We start from the raw sequence: 19,234 nt of genomic DNA, 5'->3' as shown, positions 1-19,234 counted from the left end.
TAGTGATTGCTCCTTTGTTGATGATTTCTCGCAAAACCATTTTAACATGAAGCTTCACTATGGATTTTTGTTTTTTGATTACCTGTTCAAATTCATTTTACAATTAACCCAAATAAAATAGGCAAAGGAAAACCCATTGGAAATATGCGGTTTTTGCCAAACGGAAAAATTTGGGGTAAAATAGGGTAAAACCACTGATACGCTAGTAAGTATGCTGTATGGCAGTATGTTTTCTTACAGTTATCTGCCGAATAGGCAGTTTAGAAATGAAGAACGTCAGGACGGGGAAAGTGTACAAAGTTATCTGCCGAATAGGCAGTTTAGAAAAAGATAGCCGGGTCGATGTCGCGCAGCATTTCGTTATCTGCCGAATAGGCAGTTTAGAAAAGCCGACTAGAGAAAAGTATGATACATTGGTTGTTATCTGCCGAATAGGCAGTTTAGAAATGCAACAGTACCTTCTTGTACTCCATATCCTCGTTATCTGCCGAATAGGCAGTTTAGAAATGCACGGGGTTTCGCAGCGGCATTTTTTCCGGGTTATCTGCCGAGTAGGCAGTTTAGAAAAAACTATGGCGGGCTAATTATACAGTGGGGAAGTTGTCTGCCGAGTAGGCAGTTTAAAAATCTGGAAATACCACGTATCGGACGTTTAAGTTGGTGTCTGCCGCATAGGCAGTTTCAGAATATTGCGGCCAAGGAAATGCTGATGTAAAGTTGTCGTCTGCCGTCTGTCGTACTGGTGAGCTGGGCTGTTGTGCTTTTGTGTGCTCCTATATACTTTTGAATCCTATGGTAATTACAGGTCTGGCTCATAATTTTCCGCCAAAAATCTTTACACTTCTTCTGCCATATAGTATAATAGTCATTGTCGTACGGGCGCTCAGTGAATCGAAGACTCCGACGTTCACTTAGCGGTTTGCGAATAGATTATAGTCACAAATGGAGGAAGACAGATGTTAACAGTTGATCAGAAAAAAGAAATCATTGCTAAATTTGGCGCTAACGAAAACGATACGGGTTCGCCGGAAGTACAGATCGCGCTGCTCACGAGCCGCATCGTGTATTTGACGGAACATCTCCGCAGCCACAAAAAGGACCATGCGTCCCGCCGCGGCTTGCTGAAATTGGTCGGCCAGCGCCGCAACTTGCTGGCATACTTGCAGAAACACGACCTCGAACGGTATCGTGCTATTCTCGAAAAATTAGGTTTGCGTAAATAATTGCATAGTTGAGGCTGATGTACATGCATCAGCCTCTTTTTTAAGGAAGCGCAGGGTGGTAGGTTGTAGCGCGCGGACAGGGGCTGTCCGTACGCTAGTGCCTATCACCTGCGGGTATGATGAAGGAGGTACACGAATGGAAGAAAAGAAATTCCAAATGGATTTTGCCGGCCGCCCGCTGATTATCGAAGTCGGCAAATTGGCGAAGCAGGCCAGCGGCGCCGCATTGGTACGCTACGGCGACACGGCTGTATTCGTTACGGCGACGGGTTCGAAGGAAGCTCGCGAAGACGCAGACTTTTTCCCGCTCACTGTCGATTATGAAGAAAAAATGTATTCTGTCGGGAAGATTCCCGGCGGCTTTATTAAACGGGAAGGCAAGCCGCCTGAATCGGCGACGCTCTTTGCCCGCCTCATCGACCGTCCCATTCGGCCGTTGTTCCCGAAGACCTATCGTCATGACGTGCACGTCGTCGCCTACGATTTCTGCGTAGACCACGACAACGCCCCGGAAATCGCCGCGATGATCGGCGCATCCGTATCGTTGTGCATGTCCCATATTCCCTTTGCCGGCCCGATTGCCGGCGTCCGCGTAGGCCGCGTAGACGGGCAGTATATCATCAACCCGACCGTAGCCCAGAGCGAACAGAGCGATATGGATATCGTCGTCGCCGGCACGAAGGACGCCATCCTCATGGTTGAAGGCGGCGCTAAGCAGGTTCCGGAAGAAAACATCCTCGACGCCATCATGTTTGCTCATGAAGAAATCAAGAAGGTCGTCGAATTCCAGCTCAGCTTCCTCGACGAAATCAGCGTTCCCAAGCAGGAATTCGTAGAAAAAGAACCGCCGGCCGACATCGTCGAAGCCGTCCACGCCTATGGCGAAGAAGCCATGAAAGCCGCTATTTTCACGGCTGACAAGATGGAACGGGAAGAAAAGATGAATGCCGTCGAAAGCGATATTTACGAACACTTCGCGGACATCTATCCGGAAGACGGCGACGTCGTCGCGGAAATCACCCAGAAGATGATCAAGGAAATCGTCCGTCATATGATCGCCGTCGACAAGATTCGTCCCGACGGCCGCCGCGTCGACGAAGTACGCCCCGTCAGCTGCGAAGTCGGCTTGTTCAAGCGCACCCACGGCACGGGCCTCTTTACCCGCGGCCAGACGCAGATCATGAGCTTTGCCACCTTGGCTCCGCTCTCCGAATCCCAGCATATCGACGGCGTAGGCCTTGAAACGGACCGCCGCTACATGCATCACTATAATTTCCCGTCCTTCAGCGTCGGCGAAACGAAATCGTCCCGCGGACCGGGACGCCGCGAAATCGGCCACGGCAAGCTGGCTGAACGGGCGCTGGTACAGGTATTGCCGAAGGAAGAAGATTTCCCCTATGCGATCCGCGTCGTATCGGAAGTCCTCGAATCGAACGGCTCCAGCTCCATGGGCAGCGTATGCGGCAGCACTTTGGCGCTCATGGATGCCGGTGTTCCCATCGAAGCTCCCGTAGCCGGCGTGGCTATGGGCCTGGTTACGAAGGGCGACGACTTCACGATTTTGACGGATATTCAGGGCATGGAAGACGCTCTCGGCGATATGGACTTCAAGGTCGCCGGCACGATGAAGGGCGTTACGGCCATCCAGATGGATATTAAGATCAAAGGCCTCAGCCGCGAAATCCTGGCGCAGGCCTTGAAACAGGCTCACGAAGGCCGCATCCACATCATGGGCAAGATGCTCCAGGTCATCAGCGAACCGCGGAAGGAGCTGTCTCCCTATGCGCCGCGCATCATTACCATGCAGATCGACCCCGATAAGATTCGCGACGTCATCGGGCCGGGCGGCAAAATAATCAAGCAGATTACGGAAGAAACGGGCGCCAAAATCGACATCGAAGATTCGGGCCTCGTATACATCGCCTCCGTCGACGCTGCGGGCGGCGAAAAGGCGAAGGAATGGATTGAAACGCTGACGAAGGACGTCGAAGTAGGCGAAACGTACGTCGGCAAGGTTACGCGCATCATGAATTTCGGTGCCTTCGTAGAAGTGCTGCCCGGCAAGGAAGGCTTGGTCCACATTTCCCAGCTGGCTAAGGAACGGGTAGAAAAGGTCGAAGACGTCGTCCACATCGGCGATGAAATCATGGTCAAATGCGTGGAAATCGACAGCCAGGGCCGCGTCAACCTGTCCCGCAAGGCATTGCTCGGCGGCGGCAGCCCGGCTCCGTCCCATCGCGGCGGCGGCCGTCGTGGTCCCCGCGACAAGAAATAAGGTGCGTATATGACTGGCAGAGGATTTGAAATCGTAACGGCTTATCGTGATAAAGGCTTGACGCTTCCGGTCCGCAAGACGGCTGGAAGCGCCGGCTACGACCTGGCGGCGGCAGAGACTGTCGTACTGCAGCCTCACGCCGTGACTGTCGTGCCGACGGGGCTGAAGGCGTACATGGAAAAGGACGAGTACTTGTCCATTTTTATCCGCTCCAGCCTGGCCTTCAAAAAGGGCCTGATGCTGGCTAACAGCACGGGTATTGTAGACAGCGATTACTACAATAACCAGGACAACGAAGGCCACATCATGATAGCCTACTATAATACAAATGATGCGCCCTATACAATTGAAAAAGGCGAACGTATCGGTCAGGGCATCTTTATGAAATATTTGACTGTCCATGACGACGCTGCGGAAGCTGTCCGCACCGGCGGCATTGGCAGCACGGGAAATAAATAAGGTATGCAGAAGGGCGCTTGCAGGCAGGGAATATCCTGCCCTGGCGTCCTTTTTGCGTTGAGGAGGAACGCGTTATGAGCATCAGCACGGAAACATTAGTATCTCGTCAGGAAATCATGAAGGGGAAGGTTCTCCACGTCACGGTAGATACGGTTGAAATCGACGACGGCCAGGGCGGCGAAAAGAAGACCGCCGTCCGCGAAGCCGTATGGCACTTCGGCGCCTGTGCTATCCTGCCGGTAACAGACGACGGGAAGATCATCCTCGTCCGCCAGTACCGCTATGCAGCGGGCGAACCGATGCTGGAAGTCCCGGCAGGGAAAATCGAGCACAACGGCGAGTCGCCGGACATCTGCGCAGCCCGGGAGCTGGAAGAAGAAGCGGCCGTCACGGCAGGAGAATTGATTCCTCTGGGCTACGTCTACACGTCGCCGGGCTTCTGCGACGAACGCATTTATTTGTATCTGGCCCGCAAGCTCCACAAGGGAGCCCAGCATCTGGACGACGACGAATTTATGAATATCGAGCGCTACACGCCGCAGGAAGTAGAAGAACTGATTGCGGACAATAAAATCGTCGACGCCAAGACGATTGCTGCCTTTGAAAAATCGCGCAAATATTTAGGGATATAACCACAGGCATATGCCGCAAGGAGGGATGCACCATGAAATTCAATCGGATTATCGTCATCGTAATGGACAGCGTAGGAGCTGGCGACGCGCCGGACGCGGCGAAATTCGGCGACGCCGGGGCCGATACGTACGGCCATATTGACGCCGCCGTACCGCTGGCCGTGCCGAACCTGCGCCGCCTCGGCTTAGGAGAAGTTGCCCATATCCACAGCGTACCGGCAGATGTCGTCGGCGCATACGGCCTCATGCAGGAAATTTCCGCAGGAAAGGACACGACGAGCGGCCATTGGGAATTCATGGGAAATCCTGTAGACAACCCGTTCCCGACCTTTCCCGACGCGTTCCCCAAAGAGCTAATGGACTTGTTCACGGCCAAGACAGGGTACGGCTATATCGGCAACGAAGTTGCGTCGGGCACGGAAATCATCGAACGCCTCGGGCCGGACCATTTCCGCACGAAGCAGCCCATCGTCTACACGTCGGCAGACAGCGTGTTCCAGATTGCCGCCCACACCGACGTCATCCCGCTGGAAGAACTGTACCGCATCTGCGACATTACGCGCCGCGAAGTTTGCGTCGGCCCCTACGAAGTGGGGCGCATTATTGCACGGCCCTTCATCGGCGAGCAGGGCCATTTTGTCCGCACCGGCGACCGTCGCGACTACAGCCGCCTGCCGAAGCGGAAAATGGTCTTTGAATACTTGAAGGAAGCGGGCTTCTGCGTCGTCGGCGTCGGGAAAATCGGCGATATTTACGCCCATATCGGCCTGACCGAGTCGTACCATACATCCAATAATACGGAAGACATGGCTGAGCTGACGAAACAGCTTCTGGCCCACCGCCAGGATAAGGGGCTGCTCATGGCGAATTTCGTCGACTTCGACAGCCAGTACGGCCACCGCCGCGACGTCGCCGGCTATGCCAAATGCATTGAAGACTTCGACGCCGCCTTAGGCGATTTCCTGCCGCAGCTGCAGGACGACGAGCTGCTGGTCATTACGGCCGACCACGGCAACGACCCGACGTGGCGCGGTACGGACCATACGCGCGAACGGGTGCCCCTGCTCCTGTACAGCCCGGCCTTTACGGCGGCTGTAGATGTGGGCATTCGTCAGACCTACGCCGATTTGGGCATGACGATTATGGATAACTTTGGCCTGACAGGACTGGAATTTGGGACGAGCTTCCTGAGCGAATTGAGGTGAGCTGTATGTGGCCGATAGACTGCATTGAACATAAGAGGGACGGAAAGGTGCTGACGAAGGAGGAAATCCATCGCGTTATTGACGACTACACGGCCGGAAGGATCGCCGACTATCAGGCGGCGGCCTGGCTTATGGCCGTATACCTGCGCGGCATGACGGCAGAAGAAACGACGGAGCTGACCATGGCTATGGCCCGTTCCGGCGACATCGTCGATTTGTCGTCCATCCCCGGCGTCAAGGTAGACAAGCACAGCACCGGCGGTATTGCCGATACGACGACGCTCATCGTCGCTCCGTTAGTCGCTGCAGCCGGCGTGCTTGTGGCGAAAATGAGCGGCCGGGGCCTGGGATTTACAGGCGGCACGGCGGATAAGCTGGAAGCCATTCCGGGATTTCGCATCGAGCTGCCGGAAGACCAGTTTCTGCAGCAGGTCCGCCGCATGGGCCTCGCCCTCATTACCCAGTCCGGCGACATCGCCCCGGCAGATAAGCTGCTCTACGCCCTGCGCGACGCGACGGGGACCGTCGAAAGCATTCCCCTTATTGCCAGCTCCATTATGAGCAAGAAAATCGCCTCCGGCGCCGATGCCATCGTGCTGGACGTGAAATACGGCGACGGCGCGTTCATGAAAACGAAGGAAGACGCCCGCAAGCTGGCCCGCATGATGGTGGACATCGGCCGCCTGGCTCATAAGCCGACGCGAGCCGTCATTACGTCGATGGAAGCGCCCCTCGGCACGGCGATCGGCAACAGCCTCGAAGTAGACGAAGCCGTCGACGCCTTGTCCGGCCGGGGAGGGCGGCGGCTCATGGAAGTCGTGCGGGCCATCGGCGCGCAGATGCTTCTCGTCGGCGGCAAGGCCGGCAGCGAAGGTGAAGGCGAACAGATGATTGACGACCTCGTCGCCAGCGGCAAGGGATTGGCGAAATTCAAGGAATTCGTCAAAGCCCAGGGCGGCAGCGCGTCGTGGATCGGAAAGCGGCCTCTCACGAAAGCGCCCCAGATGTTTACGGCCGTCTGCACTGACGAAGGCTATATTACGGAAATCCACGGCCGGGCCTTGGGCGAAATCGCCATGGCTATGGGTGCCGGCCGGGCCCGCAAGGAAGATCCCATTGATCCCATGGTAGGCATCCGCCTGTTCAAGGAGCTGGGCGATTTCGTCAAGGCCGGCGAGCCCTTGTTTACCTTATACGGCAAGGCCGACGCCGACATGGCTCGCATTGCCCAGGAGATTGCGTCTCACATCATCGTGCAGTCCCGGCGGCCGGACCATATAGAACCCGTTATCAGCGAAATCATTACGTAATACCAACGCTGCACGGCGCAGCGCGAAAGGAAGGAATTCATGAAACAGCACCGGTCTGTTCCTGTTGCAAAAGGAAATATATATACGATTGATATACTCCGCCTCGGCTCCAGCGGCGAAGGCGTAGGGCGGTATGAAAACTTTACGGTCTTTGTCAGAGGGGCGCTGCCCGGTGAAACGGTGCAGGCCAAAGTCGACGTCGTCAAAAAGCAGTACGCCACGGCTATACTGCAGGACATCGTCACGCCGTCGCCGCAGCGCATGGAGCCCCAGTGTCCCGTATACGCCCAGTGCGGCGGCTGCCAGCTCCAGCACATGAGCTACGACGGCGAGCTGTTGGAAAAACAGGGGCAAGTACGGGACGCCCTGGAACGCATCGGCCATCTGACGGGAATAGACGTCCTTCCAACCTTGGGCGCAGCGACGCCGTGGGAATACCGCAACAAGATGCAGTTCCCCACAGCGGCTGCAAAGGGGAAAGCCGTCGTCGGCTGCTATGCCGCCGGCAGCCACCGGGTCATTGAGGTCGCGTCGTGCGCCATTCAAAAGGCTGGCAACAACGACATTCTGCGCATCGTCCGCCAATGGATGAACGACTATGGCGTGCCGGCCTATAACGAGCAGACCCACACGGGCGTCGTCCGCCACGTCATGGGCCGCGTCGGCGTCCGGACAGGAGAACTCATGGTCTGTCTCGTCACAGCCCAGACTGATGTGCCTCATACAGCAGAATTAATCACTATGCTCCGCGAAGAACTGCCCAATCTTACCAGTGTCGTGCAGAACATCAATACGCGCCGCACCAACGTCATCTTAGGCCCGGAAACGAAGGTCTTATACGGCACGCCGACAATTCACGACTCCATCGGCCCCCTGACCTTCAACATTTCCGCCCAGTCCTTCTTTCAGGTCAACAGCGAGCAGGCCCAGCGCCTGTATGAAACGGCCTTGGAATTTGCCGACTTGCAGGGCCATGAAACCGTAGCCGACGTGTACTGCGGCACCGGCACGATTACCCTCTTTTTAGCCCAGAAAGCCAAAAAGGTCTACGGCATCGAAATCGTTGCGCCGGCTATCCGTGACGCCGTGAAAAACGCGGCCGACAACGGCGTGACAAACGCAGAATTCATCCTCGGCGACGCCGTGGAAAAACTGCCGGAGCTCATCGAAAGCGGCGTCCGCCCCGACGTCATCGTCCTGGACCCGCCCAGAGCCGGCTGCGGCGAACCCGTCCTCGCAGCCATCGCCCAAAGCCAGCCGAAACGCGTCGTCTACGTATCGTGTAATCCGGCAACCTTGGCCCGCGACCTGGCCTACTTAAACGACCACGGCTACCAACCCGTCAAAGTCCAGCCTGTCGATATGTTTCCGCGGACTCATCATGTGGAGACGGTTGTCCTCTTAGGTAGGGAATTAGAGAAAAGCCGCGAACATGTCTACTTGGACTATGAGCCGTCTAAAGAAATTGATCTGCCCGGCGGTGCGACCTATTCCGAGATAAAACAATGGATACAGGCTGAATACGATTTGAAGGTATCTAGCTTGTATGTCGCGCAGGTCAAACAGAAGCATGGTATTGTTGAACGGGAGTGTTACAACAAACCCAAATCCGAAAATGCTAAGCAGCCGAAATGCCCGCCGGAAAAGGAAGCTGCGATTGAGGCAGCGTTGAAGCATTTCAAGATGATCTAACGGATTGCGCTTAGATTCCGAACTGGAGGCAGGGCCGCCGACAGGTTCAGTCAAGTGTGGCGGTCAAATCGTGATCGGTTTGCAAATAAGACTCTCCAGAGCATAAACACATGCGGGACAAAGAAAAATTGTACAGCATAAATCGCCAACGCCCCGAGAAAAAGGCGGTGGCGATTTACGCTCTGAGACATTTGAGCCTCATATGATGTATTAGCCCTTCTCCATTTTGAGGGGGGATATTCCCCTGCAATTATGCATCAATATATCCAGTGTATTTTGTGCAATTCTACAAAAATTTTACGTAATCTGATTGAAGTTGGAAAAAGCCTGATTTATGAGGTTAAATCGGATTTTATGAAATTAGTCAGAATCTTGACTGAACAGAGAAAAAGTAGTATGCTAAAAACATAAAGAAATATCGAGAAGATAGTTACAGAATGAAAAATCTAATATAAAACTTATTTGGGCAAACACCATATGACCCGACGGATTTCTCCTGGTTGCCGCCGGTGATGGTACTGACACCGGAGTGAGGGCGAGCGGACAAGTCCAAGAGCAAAAACCGCAAGCAAGGATCCAATAACGACCCGGACAGCAGCGCAAATAGATACGTAATACGTATCTATTTGCGCTGCTTTTTTATTTACCAAAAATACAACAAAATAGGAGGAATACATCATGAAAAGCAAATATTATGTCGTCTACTATCGGGATTTTGCAAACACTTACTATCTCGTATCCGCCACAGCAGACACCGAGCATCTGCTGCCAAAAGACGCAGAACGTATTACTCGAAAAGAAGCTATCAGAATGTGTAGGGCAGAACTCGAAAGACAAAAGTATGATCGTGCTTTCTCTGGATATGCCAGCACAGAGGTATGGCCTATAGAGGCATACTTATCTCTTGAGCACTTGCAGATAGAAGGACTCAGACAGTGCACGATTGACGGTGTATCTTACTTCCTGCGGAACCATATATGGTCTTAATACACATTATAGTCAATCTGCATGGCCGATGGAAAAAGACGCTGGTGGAAGTTCAATCGCTCCACACGAGGCGAGTATTCAGGGGTGAAGTCGAGCCGGGACAGAGATTCCAATAAGCCGAAGCACGGCCACGCTATCTTCTGACCTGGCGCGGCGTACGCTGTTCAGCTAATGAGATAGAATTTAAAAATAAGGAGGCAAAAAGTGAAAGACTTTACGACTATGACGCCGCGAGAGTATTCGGCAGCCCGCCGGTCTTTGCCATTTGGCGCATACATGCTCCAAGCTTCTGGCAATCCTGATTGGCGCAAAATCGGCCGTGGAATGATTGCAGCGGTAGACGGCAGCACATATGGGCCGATGATCTACCCTGGCAAGGTTTATGCAATCGAGATCCATAACGGCCAGATTGGATTTGCGTCCTACAGGCGTAAGCCGCGAGACAATGAGCCATATAGTTATAATTACGGTCGGCTGTGTGCCGTACATGGCGACTATGAGATCGACAGATGGCCTATGACCTACGACGAGATGATCGCCGATGCTCGGACAGCATATCCGACGCTCTGGTCTCCAGGTCCAATCGACTGGTACCGTGAGTATGGCTTGTCCTATAACAAGACCACCGGTGAAATACACAACCCGCTGAACTTGAAAGAGGAGGAACACTAATGACGGAACTACAGAAATTACATCGCAACAGGAGAGATGCCGATATTATTTCAGGTGCAGTGCTGATCATCACAGCACTAGATGATTACGAGGCGATCTACCCGTCTGCAACAGGAGCTAAAGCCCGCCGAAATGTATACGATATGCTTGTGGCGTGTGGATTAAAATTGACCACTTTGCAGGACAGGAAGGAATCTGTTGTTCGTGCAATCGGCGAAATGACATGTCAGGCCGGAAAACGCGAGTTACGCGAGATGCGTGCGGATCTTGATCGATTGAGAGGTAAACGACGATCACTTAATGCGCATTCCAATGTTAGCTTGAAAAAGTAAGAGGTAACATAAGATGACAAATACAAACATACACTCCGATCCACCTCAACAGAATATTGACTCTACCACACATACCTCGGCAATACAGACGCAACAGCCCACAGCACAACCTGTACCTCAAGTAAAGCAGCAGACACACCCCACAGACCGCGACAGCCTGATCAATATGGCTGCAAATGGTGTGATTGACACGCTCAATATAAGTATGCGTGATCTGATTGATCCGACCAGTAACATGCCGGAGCAGATTCGCGGTGCCATACTTAATGCATTTCGAGTCGCGTTCGAACTCGAAAATCAGGCTCGTCCGAGGGGATCAAAGTTATCTGCACCAGAGTATCTGCCTGGCTACGTTGTAGCACGCGTGATCCTTGCTACAGGTGACATCAAGGTAATGCTGACAGGCCAAGACAGTCACAAGATGATCTGCAAGCATTACTACAATGATCAGCACGGCGTCTATCGGTGGGCTGGTACGTACGATATCATAAATGCACATGACAGCGCAGGGCCTGTGATGATGGCTTTCCAGCGCCTCTGCCCTAACGGTACGCGGCAGGATCTATCAACGTTTGATCGCGAGATCCGACGCGCACCGCGCGTGCGCATCCAGAGTGACGACAAGCTGGTATGGTTTCGCAACGGCTTGTGGGACTATCGTACAAAGAGGCTGACATCGTATGATGATGAGAATTTTGACCGTATGTACCCTGATCAGATTACACTTGGCAAGTTGCCTGTGTATCATCCGTATGGGCCTGGCGCAGTTCTCAAGCGCGATGATGACGGGTATGTTGCTGAGCCTGTCATCGTCAATCCCAGTGACGGATATTCTTGGCGTCCCAGTCAGATGCTGACGGATCCCTTTGACGACGACAAAGAGGGTCAGGCGTCCAGAAAGATCATCTGGCAAGCTATGCAGTTTCTTATTCGTCATGTCAACGGTGCCTCGAATCTGTATCATTTTTGGGTCAATGCTAATGGTATGGGGCATAACGGTAAGGGCGCTATCTGGTCTATGATGCAGAGATTGATCGACAAGCCGCTTGAGCCTGGCGACGAGGATCTGATATCTACTGGTGACCGCGTAATCCCGATTGCCGTCGAAGACTTGGACAAGCCGTACGAGCTTGACCAGAACATCATGAGCGCTTATGCGATCGTAGGCGAGGAATCCAACGGGTCTGTAACATACATCGACAAGTGTGCGAGAGCTAAGATGCTGTCACGCGCTCAGGAGATGACTTATCGATGCATCCGTGAGGCGCCGTTCAAATTCCGCTTCAACGGATTTTTGCTCCAGCAATCGAACCGGGCACCTGTGTTTTCGGAGAAAAACGATAGCGTAGTATCCCATACAGTGGTGATCAGGTTTGAAAAGAGCTTTGACGACTCAAAGCCGTACATCAAGAGTGACTATGTGCAGCGCGAAGAAGTTGCCGAGTGGCTGGCATATCACTTGACCGTGGAGATGGCGTGTCTGGATGGATACAGCAGAGACGAGCTGCGCGTACTCGAACCCAACAAGCGGGATATGCTGGCAGAGAGCATTCCGTCACTGCGCTTTCTCGATGAAGTCATTCCTGGCCTGCATATGGAATTCATGCCGTTGGAGCTGCTGTACGCTATGTATGTTATCTGGTGTGATATGTGTGGCGAGCGTGCTGTGAGCGAGCGTGCGTTGCGGGATGACCTGCAGCAGTACGCCTCTCACAACAACTATGGCATCCGCTATGTTGGCACAGATGAGCGAGTCCGGACGCGCATCCCTGATCTCAACGAGTCACATCCGGCCCTGTCTACTTATAGCGAGTCCAGGCGCTGCGGGCAGAATCCCTTTGTCCTGCATGATGCATGGTTGCGCATCGATAATAAACGCCTCACAGACCGTCTTGAGCCGTCTATGATGACCCAGGACGTTGGCGGCAAGACCAAGGGCCGCATCTGGCGTAAAGGCGGTCTGATGCGTACGATACCTTGGCAGCAGTTCGATGTGGCCGAAGACGACGACGATGAATAAATAGCATAGAATCCCCCTGGCAATTGCCAGGGGGATTTTTTTGCCTTCGGCATAAATACACTCTGGAAAAATACAGGAAGGAGAAGAGCATGTGTATGCCATGTGACTCAACTTCGCTCAGGGATCCCTGGGTTCCCAAGGGATCCCACTAAAATGTATCCCGTTTTTCGTGTTTTTCTTCTCATTTATCAGTCTTTTTCACTAGAGAAACGCCTGGGTTCCCAAGGTTCCCAAAAACTTTCGTCATTACCGTATACTATCCTATATACTATATGCCATAACACATATGTATATACTTACAAAGACACATATGTATATACTTACAAAGAAAAATGGGAACCTTGGGAACCTTGCTTATTTTTAGATGTTTTATGCTCATTTATCAGGCTTTTTTAAGTCAAAAATGGGTTCCCAAACGTTGGGAACCCAAGGGAACCCAGGGATCCTTCCGCCATGTATTGCCACGTAACGCTATATAACGCAATGAGCTATTTTACACATGGCGGCATTGGACTGCTGTTGCCGGCTACGTTGTCCGATCTCCTCCCCCTGTATCCGCTCACCCGTGTGTCCGCCGGCGGCCTCGTGCAGGGCTGTATTGTCCGTCCTCTCGACCTATGGCCAGGAGTGAGCCTCGCAGTGAGCCAAGATAGGCCCAAGAGTGAGCCTTTCTGTGGGCCATAACGAGCCCAAGAGTGAGCCGCGCTGTGGCCCATGATCGGCCCAAAGTTGAGCCATTTTGTGGGCCTAAAGTTGCCCAGCAGTTGATATAATTGTTATATTTTTTCGCCGCCCTCTCGGCGGCATGGGCACCCCGAAAGGGCGAAGTAAGAGGGGTACCGGCTATGCCGGGCGCAGCGAAGCTGCGTCACCCCCTCTTATGCCCTTTTTTGTTGTTCTACAGCGCAGCTGAGCCCGGACAGGGCGAACGGAGCTCATGCCGCTCCAGCACTGGATGGAAGGCAGTGACTGCCCGCGTAAAAATCAGCGGAAATCATGTGCTTTGAAAGCACAACAGGTGACGGGGCGGCCGTGAAGCCGCGCCAGTGCTAGATGCGAAAGTCACCATTCGCCGGGGTATGTGACGCAGCAAGTAACAACACTTGCAAATCAATATCGATGGTGAAGTATAAATAATATCGCATTTCAACACAGATAGTTCTTCCACTTTCATTGAAATTATCACGAATTCGTGATATAATTTAATAAACACCTACAAACCAGTAGAAGACTGGAGGATATTTATGGCAGTTCAATATAATAAACTATTTAAGATAATGATCGATCGAAAGATGAGCAACAATCAGTTGGCTAAACAAGCAGGAATCAGTTTGAACATTATTACCCGTCTGAAGCGGGATGAATATATTGCCATGCAGACTATTGAGAAAATCTGTATTGCTCTGGACTGCGGTGTAGATGATATTCTTGAGTTTATCCCGGAGTCTCAACAATGAATTGCCATAATGATAGAGAGAGGAGGCGTATCATGCAATTTAAAGAAAAACTGGATGTGATCGAAGAAGATATTGCTCAATACAGCCGTGAACTGCTTGATATCCTTCTAAAAGATAGAACGACAAATGAGAACATTATCTGGGCAACCAGTGACTATATCTCCCATGGGGAGCTTTATGCAGCAACAGAGCAAATCTACGCAAGCCTGATCACTGGCGTTCATTCTAAGCTGATTCAGCCTCGTGTGGCAAAGGCACATGAGCAAAAAAACAGCCGCACCAGAGATAAGGCGGAAGTGTTTACCCCTTCCTGGATCTGCAACGCGCAAAACAACTTGGTGGACGAGCATTGGTTTGGTCGGTCTAATGTGTTTAATATCCAGCAAGACAGCACCTGGACGGCAACGGAACGGGTCGTGTTTTCTGAGGATAAGCAGCACACCTGGAAGCATTATGTGGATGCACGGAGAATTGAGGTTTCCTGCGGTGAGGCCCCCTATCTCGTGAGCCGCTATGATACTGTAACCGGTGAGCCTATCGAACTTTTTTCCAGAATTGGTTTACTGGATCGCAAGCTGCGTGTGGTGACCGAAAATGCCTCCGACGAAAGCGAATGGCTGAAATGGGCGTATCGAGCTTATGAAAGTGTGTATGGTTTTGAGTTCCAAGGTGACAACTTATTGCTTGCACGAGAAAACCTGCTGTATACTTTTATTGACTATATGCGGTATGCACTGAAGCGCACACCTACGCTCAATGAGCTTAAAAAAGTGGCTACCATCATTTCCTGGAATCTGTGGCAGATGGATGGGCTCACCTATGGCCCACCGCTCTGTGATATTCAGGAAGAGATGAACCAGCTTTCTCTGTTTGACTTTATAGAAACAGAAACACTGATTGTGCAAAAGCCTGCACAGTCACGGTGCAAAATCAAAGATTGGCGATCCAAAGTGATCGTGGAATACTACTCTTTGGTGAAGGGGGAACGATAATGGAAACCGTATTTGGAACTTCTTTTGAGTACAAATTGATTTATGTTTTTGCCATCAATGACGAGGCTCATAAAGGGCTTTTGAAAATTGGTGATACGACGATTCAGTCAGACGCTTCCATTGACGCCCTGTTTCCCAACTGTAAGGCGCTGAATCAGGCTGCGCTGAGCCGGATTAAGCAGTACACGAACACAGCGGGTATTTCTGCCCAGCTGCTACATACTGAGTTGGCTGTCCGTCTTGTTAGAGGCAAGGATGGACAGCAGGTGTTGAAGGCTTTCCGGGACCATGATGTACACCGGGTGCTGGAGAACTCCGGCATTCCCAAGAAAAAGCTGAAAAACTCTACCAGCAGAGAATGGTTCGAGGTGGATCTGTCCACCGTCCTGAAAGCAATCGAAGCAGTGAAGAAATGCCAGCCTAACCTGTCCGGCATGGGTGCAGGTACAGGTTTTACTCCTATTGTGTTCCGGCCGGAACAAGAAGAAGCCATTGAGAAAACACTGAAACAGTTCAAAACCGGCAGCCGGATGCTCTGGAACGCAAAGATGCGTTTCGGCAAAACCCTTTCTGCCCTTCAGGTGGTTAAGAAGTCTGGTTTTGCCAAGACCATTATTGTTACTCACCGCCCTGTGGTGGACGATGGATGGTATGAGGATTTTCAGAAGATTTTCTATGATACCGATGACTACACCTACGGCTCCAAGGGCCACGGGGCTGCCATCGAAGATCTGCTGAACAGCGGCAAAAAGTTTGTCTATTTTGCATCTATTCAGGATCTGCGTGGTTCTTCCACTGTTGGCGGCAAGTTCAACAAAAACGATGCTGTCTTCTCTCTGGACTGGGATCTGGTCATCGTGGATGAGGCCCATGAAGGAACCACTACCGCCCTGGGCGATGATGTCATCAAGAATCTGGTCAAGGAAGGAAACGGCTACGATACCAAGTTTCTTGCCCTGTCCGGTACGCCGTTCAATATTCTCAAGGAATTTGACGATAACATCTACACCTGGGATTATGTGATGGAGCAGCAGCGCAAAGCACAGTGGGACGAGCTGCACTTTGGAGATTCCAATCCCTATGACGAGTTGCCAGAGCTGAAAATCTACACCTACGACCTGGGTAAAATTCTCACCGATAAAAGCTATGTGGAGCTGGAGGACAAGGCGTTCAATTTCCGGGAGTTTTTCCGTGTCTGGACTGGTGATATCAAGCGCGACCACAAGACCATGCCAGCTACTGCACAGGTGGGCGATTTCGTCCACGAAAGCGATGTTTGGAGCTTTTTGAACCTGATTACAAAAGACGACCCGGACAGCCACTATCCTTATGCCAACGAAGAATACCGCAACCTGTTCCGCCATGCCCTTTGGATGGTTCCCGGCGTCAAAGAGGCTAAGGCCCTGAGCAAGCTGATGAAGAAGCACCCGGTCTTTGGCTGCGGTGCATTTGATATTGTCAATGTGGCGGGTGACGGTGATGAGGAGGAACGCTCTGAAGATGCGCTCCAGAAGGTGCGGCAGGCTATCAACGGCGCTGGAAACGATGGCTACACCATCACCCTTTCCTGCGGCAAGCTGACCACCGGTGTCACGGTGCCGGAGTGGACGGCTGTGTTTATGATGGCCGGATCGTTCTCCACTTCTGCTGCCAACTATCTGCAAACCATCTTCCGGGTACAGTCGCCCTGCAACAAAGACGGCAAGATCAAACGCTGCTGCTATGTGTTTGACTTTGCCCCCGACCGCACCTTGAAAATGGTAGCGGAATCTGCGGCCCTGTCTACCAAAGCGGGCAAGGCGAATGAATCCGACCGTCGAATCATGGGCGAGTTTTTAAACTACTGCCCGGTCATTGCGGTGGATGGCACGGTGATGAAAGCCTATGACACCAATCGCCTGCTCCAGCAGCTGAAGCGGGCCTATGCGGAACGGGCCGTACAGAACGGTTTTGATGACACCAATCTATATAACGATGAGTTGCTGCGTCTGGAAGAACTTGATATCGAGAAGTTCAATAACCTAAAGAAGATTGTCGGCACATCCAAGGCAGCACCTAAGGCCAAAGAAATCGACATCAACGCCCAGGGCTTTACGGATGAAGAATACGAAGAACTGGGCCGGATTGAGAAAAAGCCCAAGCGGGAGCGCACACCGGATGAAGAAAAGCGTTTGCAGGAGATGAAGGAAAAGCAGAAGCTCAAAAATAATGCGATTTCCATCCTGCGTGGTATTTCTATCCGTATGCCGTTGCTGATTTACGGCGCTGATATTCCCATTGACGAGGATATCAACATGGAAAAGTTGGTGGACATCGTGGACGATTCCTCCTGGGAGGAATTTATGCCTTCCGGTGTCACCAAAGAGATGTTCAAAAGTTTCATCAAATACTATGACCCGGAAATCTTTGTGGCTGCTGGTCGCCGGATTCGCACCACGGTTCTCAGCGCCGATGAGCTTTCTCCCACGGAGCGGGTCAAGAAAATTGCACAGCTGTTTGCTTGCTTCAAAAACCCGGACAAGGAAACTGTTCTGACCCCATGGCGGGTAGTGAATATGCACATGAGCGACTGTCTGGGCGGCTATGACTTCTACGACGAAGCTCATGAGCAGATGGCAGATGCCCCCCGCTTTGTGGATCATGGAAAAGTAACAGCGGACACCTTTGCAAACGCCGGTGCCCGTGTGCTGGAGATCAACTCTAAAACGGGCCTGTATCCCTTATATGTAACATACAGCATTTTCCGTAGCCGGTGCGCCACTTGTTCCGAAGAAGAACCGGACGATGCAAAATTGCAGCAGCTTTGGGATGCGACTGTACGGGAAAATGTGTTTGTGATTTGCAAGACCCCTATGGCAAAGCAGATCACCCGGCGCACACTGGCCGGATATCGGGATATTCCGGTGAATGCCCATTATTTTGACGACCTGATCAACATGATGAAGAATAAGCCCCGGCAGTTTGTTGACCGGGTTTTGAAGCCCAGCTATTGGAAGCAGGAAGGGGTGAAAGCCATGAAATTTGATGCCGTAGTAGGTAATCCGCCTTATCAAGTGATGGATGGTGGCAGTAAAGCAAGCGCAACGCCAGTGTATAACTATTTTGTTGAGCAAGCAAAAGAGTTGAAACCCACCTATGTTTCAATGATTATTCCGGCACGCTGGTACTCTGGTGGTCGTGGGTTGGATGCTTTTAGAGAATCGATGTTGCACGACCATAGGATAAGGCAACTGTTTGATTATTCGGATTCTAATGACTGTTTTGCAGGAGTTGATATCGCCGGGGGCATTTGCTATTTTTTATGGGACGAGAATCACAATGGAAGCTGTGAGGTTGTGAATTTTCATAATGGTGCTCGCTACGAAACCCTTCGGCAGCTTGATGACAACAAAGTCTTTGTCCGTTATGGTCAAGCCTTGTCAATTCTCAATAAGGTACAGCAACAAACTACGGAATTTTATGATTCAAAAGTTAGTTCGCAAAAGCCGTTTGGACTTAGAACTTATGTAGTTCCAACCGAAGATGGAGATATTCAACTGCGATACAACAAAGGTATTGGTCCGTTTAAACGAGAGCTGGTAACCGGAGCTTTTGATTGGATTGACAAATGGAAAGTTATTATGTCGTATCTAACATACGACCATGCCGGGCGAGCAGACAAAGACGGTAAACGCCGCATTTTTTCCACTATGGAAGTCCTTCCTCCAAAAGTTGTCTGCACCGAAACATATATTGTAGTTGACACATTTAACAGTGAGATTGAAGCTAAAAACTTGCTGCAATATTTGAAAACGAAATTTGTGCGTTTCTTAGTTGCACAGGTAACAACTACACAACATATTTCTAAAGCTAACTTTGCCTTAGTCCCGATTCAAGATTTTTCAAAAGAGTGGACGGATGCAGAACTGTATAAGAAGTATGGACTGACAGACGAAGAAATCGCCTTTATCGAGTCTATGATTAAGCCGATGGAATAAA

Annotated in this window: 14 protein-coding genes and 1 CRISPR repeat array; all 14 genes read left to right on the top strand. The window is 51.6% G+C overall.

The window, feature by feature from the left end:
* Positions 1-239: 239 nt before the first annotated feature.
* A CRISPR array of direct repeats spans positions 240-687; the repeat unit is 28 nt; unit sequence GTTATCTGCCGAATAGGCAGTTTAGAAA.
* A 269-nt stretch (positions 688-956) separates the two neighbouring features.
* The 14 genes from rpsO to B5F80_RS09620 all read left to right on the top strand — a co-directional run bounded on the left by rpsO (position 957) and on the right by B5F80_RS09620 (position 19,233).
* Positions 957-1,223 carry a 30S ribosomal protein S15 gene (gene rpsO, locus B5F80_RS09685; protein WP_087478628.1) on the top strand — a complete coding sequence of 89 codons (267 nt, stop codon included), beginning with the start codon at positions 957-959 and terminating at the stop codon, positions 1,221-1,223.
* 136 nt (positions 1,224-1,359) lie between these two features.
* Entirely contained in the window at positions 1,360-3,498 is a 2,139-nt protein-coding gene (locus B5F80_RS09680) for a polyribonucleotide nucleotidyltransferase (protein ID WP_087478627.1), read from the top strand.
* Positions 3,499-3,507: 9 nt separating this feature from the next.
* Positions 3,508-3,957: a dUTP diphosphatase gene (gene dut, locus B5F80_RS09675; protein WP_087478626.1), complete on the top strand. Its 450-nt coding sequence runs from the start codon at positions 3,508-3,510 to the stop codon at positions 3,955-3,957.
* Positions 3,958-4,031: 74 nt separating this feature from the next.
* Entirely contained in the window at positions 4,032-4,589 is a 558-nt protein-coding gene (locus tag B5F80_RS09670) for an NUDIX hydrolase (RefSeq protein ID WP_087478625.1), read from the top strand.
* Positions 4,590-4,621: 32 nt separating this feature from the next.
* A complete protein-coding gene (locus B5F80_RS09665) occupies positions 4,622-5,794 on the top strand; it encodes a phosphopentomutase (protein WP_087478624.1) in 1,173 nt (390 codons plus the stop codon).
* A 5-nt stretch (positions 5,795-5,799) separates the two neighbouring features.
* The gene (locus tag B5F80_RS09660; protein ID WP_087478623.1) at positions 5,800-7,104 is read left to right on the top strand and encodes a thymidine phosphorylase; all 1,305 of its coding nucleotides are present in this window, start codon (positions 5,800-5,802) and stop codon (positions 7,102-7,104) included.
* 39 nt (positions 7,105-7,143) lie between these two features.
* A complete protein-coding gene (gene rlmD / locus B5F80_RS09655; RefSeq protein ID WP_087478622.1) occupies positions 7,144-8,796 on the top strand; it encodes a 23S rRNA (uracil(1939)-C(5))-methyltransferase RlmD in 1,653 nt (550 codons plus the stop codon).
* Between the two features lie 678 nt (positions 8,797-9,474).
* Positions 9,475-9,783: a hypothetical protein gene (locus tag B5F80_RS09650; RefSeq protein WP_087478621.1), complete on the top strand. Its 309-nt coding sequence runs from the start codon at positions 9,475-9,477 to the stop codon at positions 9,781-9,783.
* A gap of 204 nt (positions 9,784-9,987) precedes the next feature.
* Positions 9,988-10,455, top strand: coding sequence for a hypothetical protein (locus B5F80_RS09645; RefSeq protein ID WP_087478620.1), 468 nt, complete (start codon positions 9,988-9,990; stop codon positions 10,453-10,455).
* Entirely contained in the window at positions 10,455-10,787 is a 333-nt protein-coding gene (locus B5F80_RS09640; RefSeq protein WP_087478619.1) for a hypothetical protein, read from the top strand. Before B5F80_RS09645 ends, B5F80_RS09640 begins: the two co-directional genes overlap by 1 nt.
* 13 nt (positions 10,788-10,800) lie before the next feature.
* A complete protein-coding gene (locus tag B5F80_RS09635) occupies positions 10,801-12,807 on the top strand; it encodes a hypothetical protein (RefSeq protein ID WP_087478618.1) in 2,007 nt (668 codons plus the stop codon).
* Between the two features lie 1,244 nt (positions 12,808-14,051).
* Positions 14,052-14,264: a helix-turn-helix transcriptional regulator gene (locus tag B5F80_RS09630; protein WP_087478617.1), complete on the top strand. Its 213-nt coding sequence runs from the start codon at positions 14,052-14,054 to the stop codon at positions 14,262-14,264.
* A 32-nt stretch (positions 14,265-14,296) separates the two neighbouring features.
* Positions 14,297-15,256 carry a hypothetical protein gene (locus B5F80_RS09625; protein ID WP_204246386.1) on the top strand — a complete coding sequence of 320 codons (960 nt, stop codon included), beginning with the start codon at positions 14,297-14,299 and terminating at the stop codon, positions 15,254-15,256.
* Positions 15,256-19,233, top strand: a complete 3,978-nt coding sequence (locus B5F80_RS09620; RefSeq protein ID WP_087478615.1) for an Eco57I restriction-modification methylase domain-containing protein — start codon at positions 15,256-15,258, stop codon at positions 19,231-19,233. The genes B5F80_RS09625 and B5F80_RS09620 overlap by 1 nt, the downstream gene beginning before the upstream one ends.
* Position 19,234: the final 1 nt, after the last annotated feature.

The sequence above is a fragment of the Megasphaera sp. An286 genome (assembly GCF_002163455.1).
Classification (GTDB): Bacteria; Bacillota; Negativicutes; order Veillonellales; family Megasphaeraceae; genus Megasphaera; species Megasphaera stantonii.
Note: the sequence above shows the minus strand (reverse complement) of the source record. Positions and strands in the feature narration are given on the sequence as shown.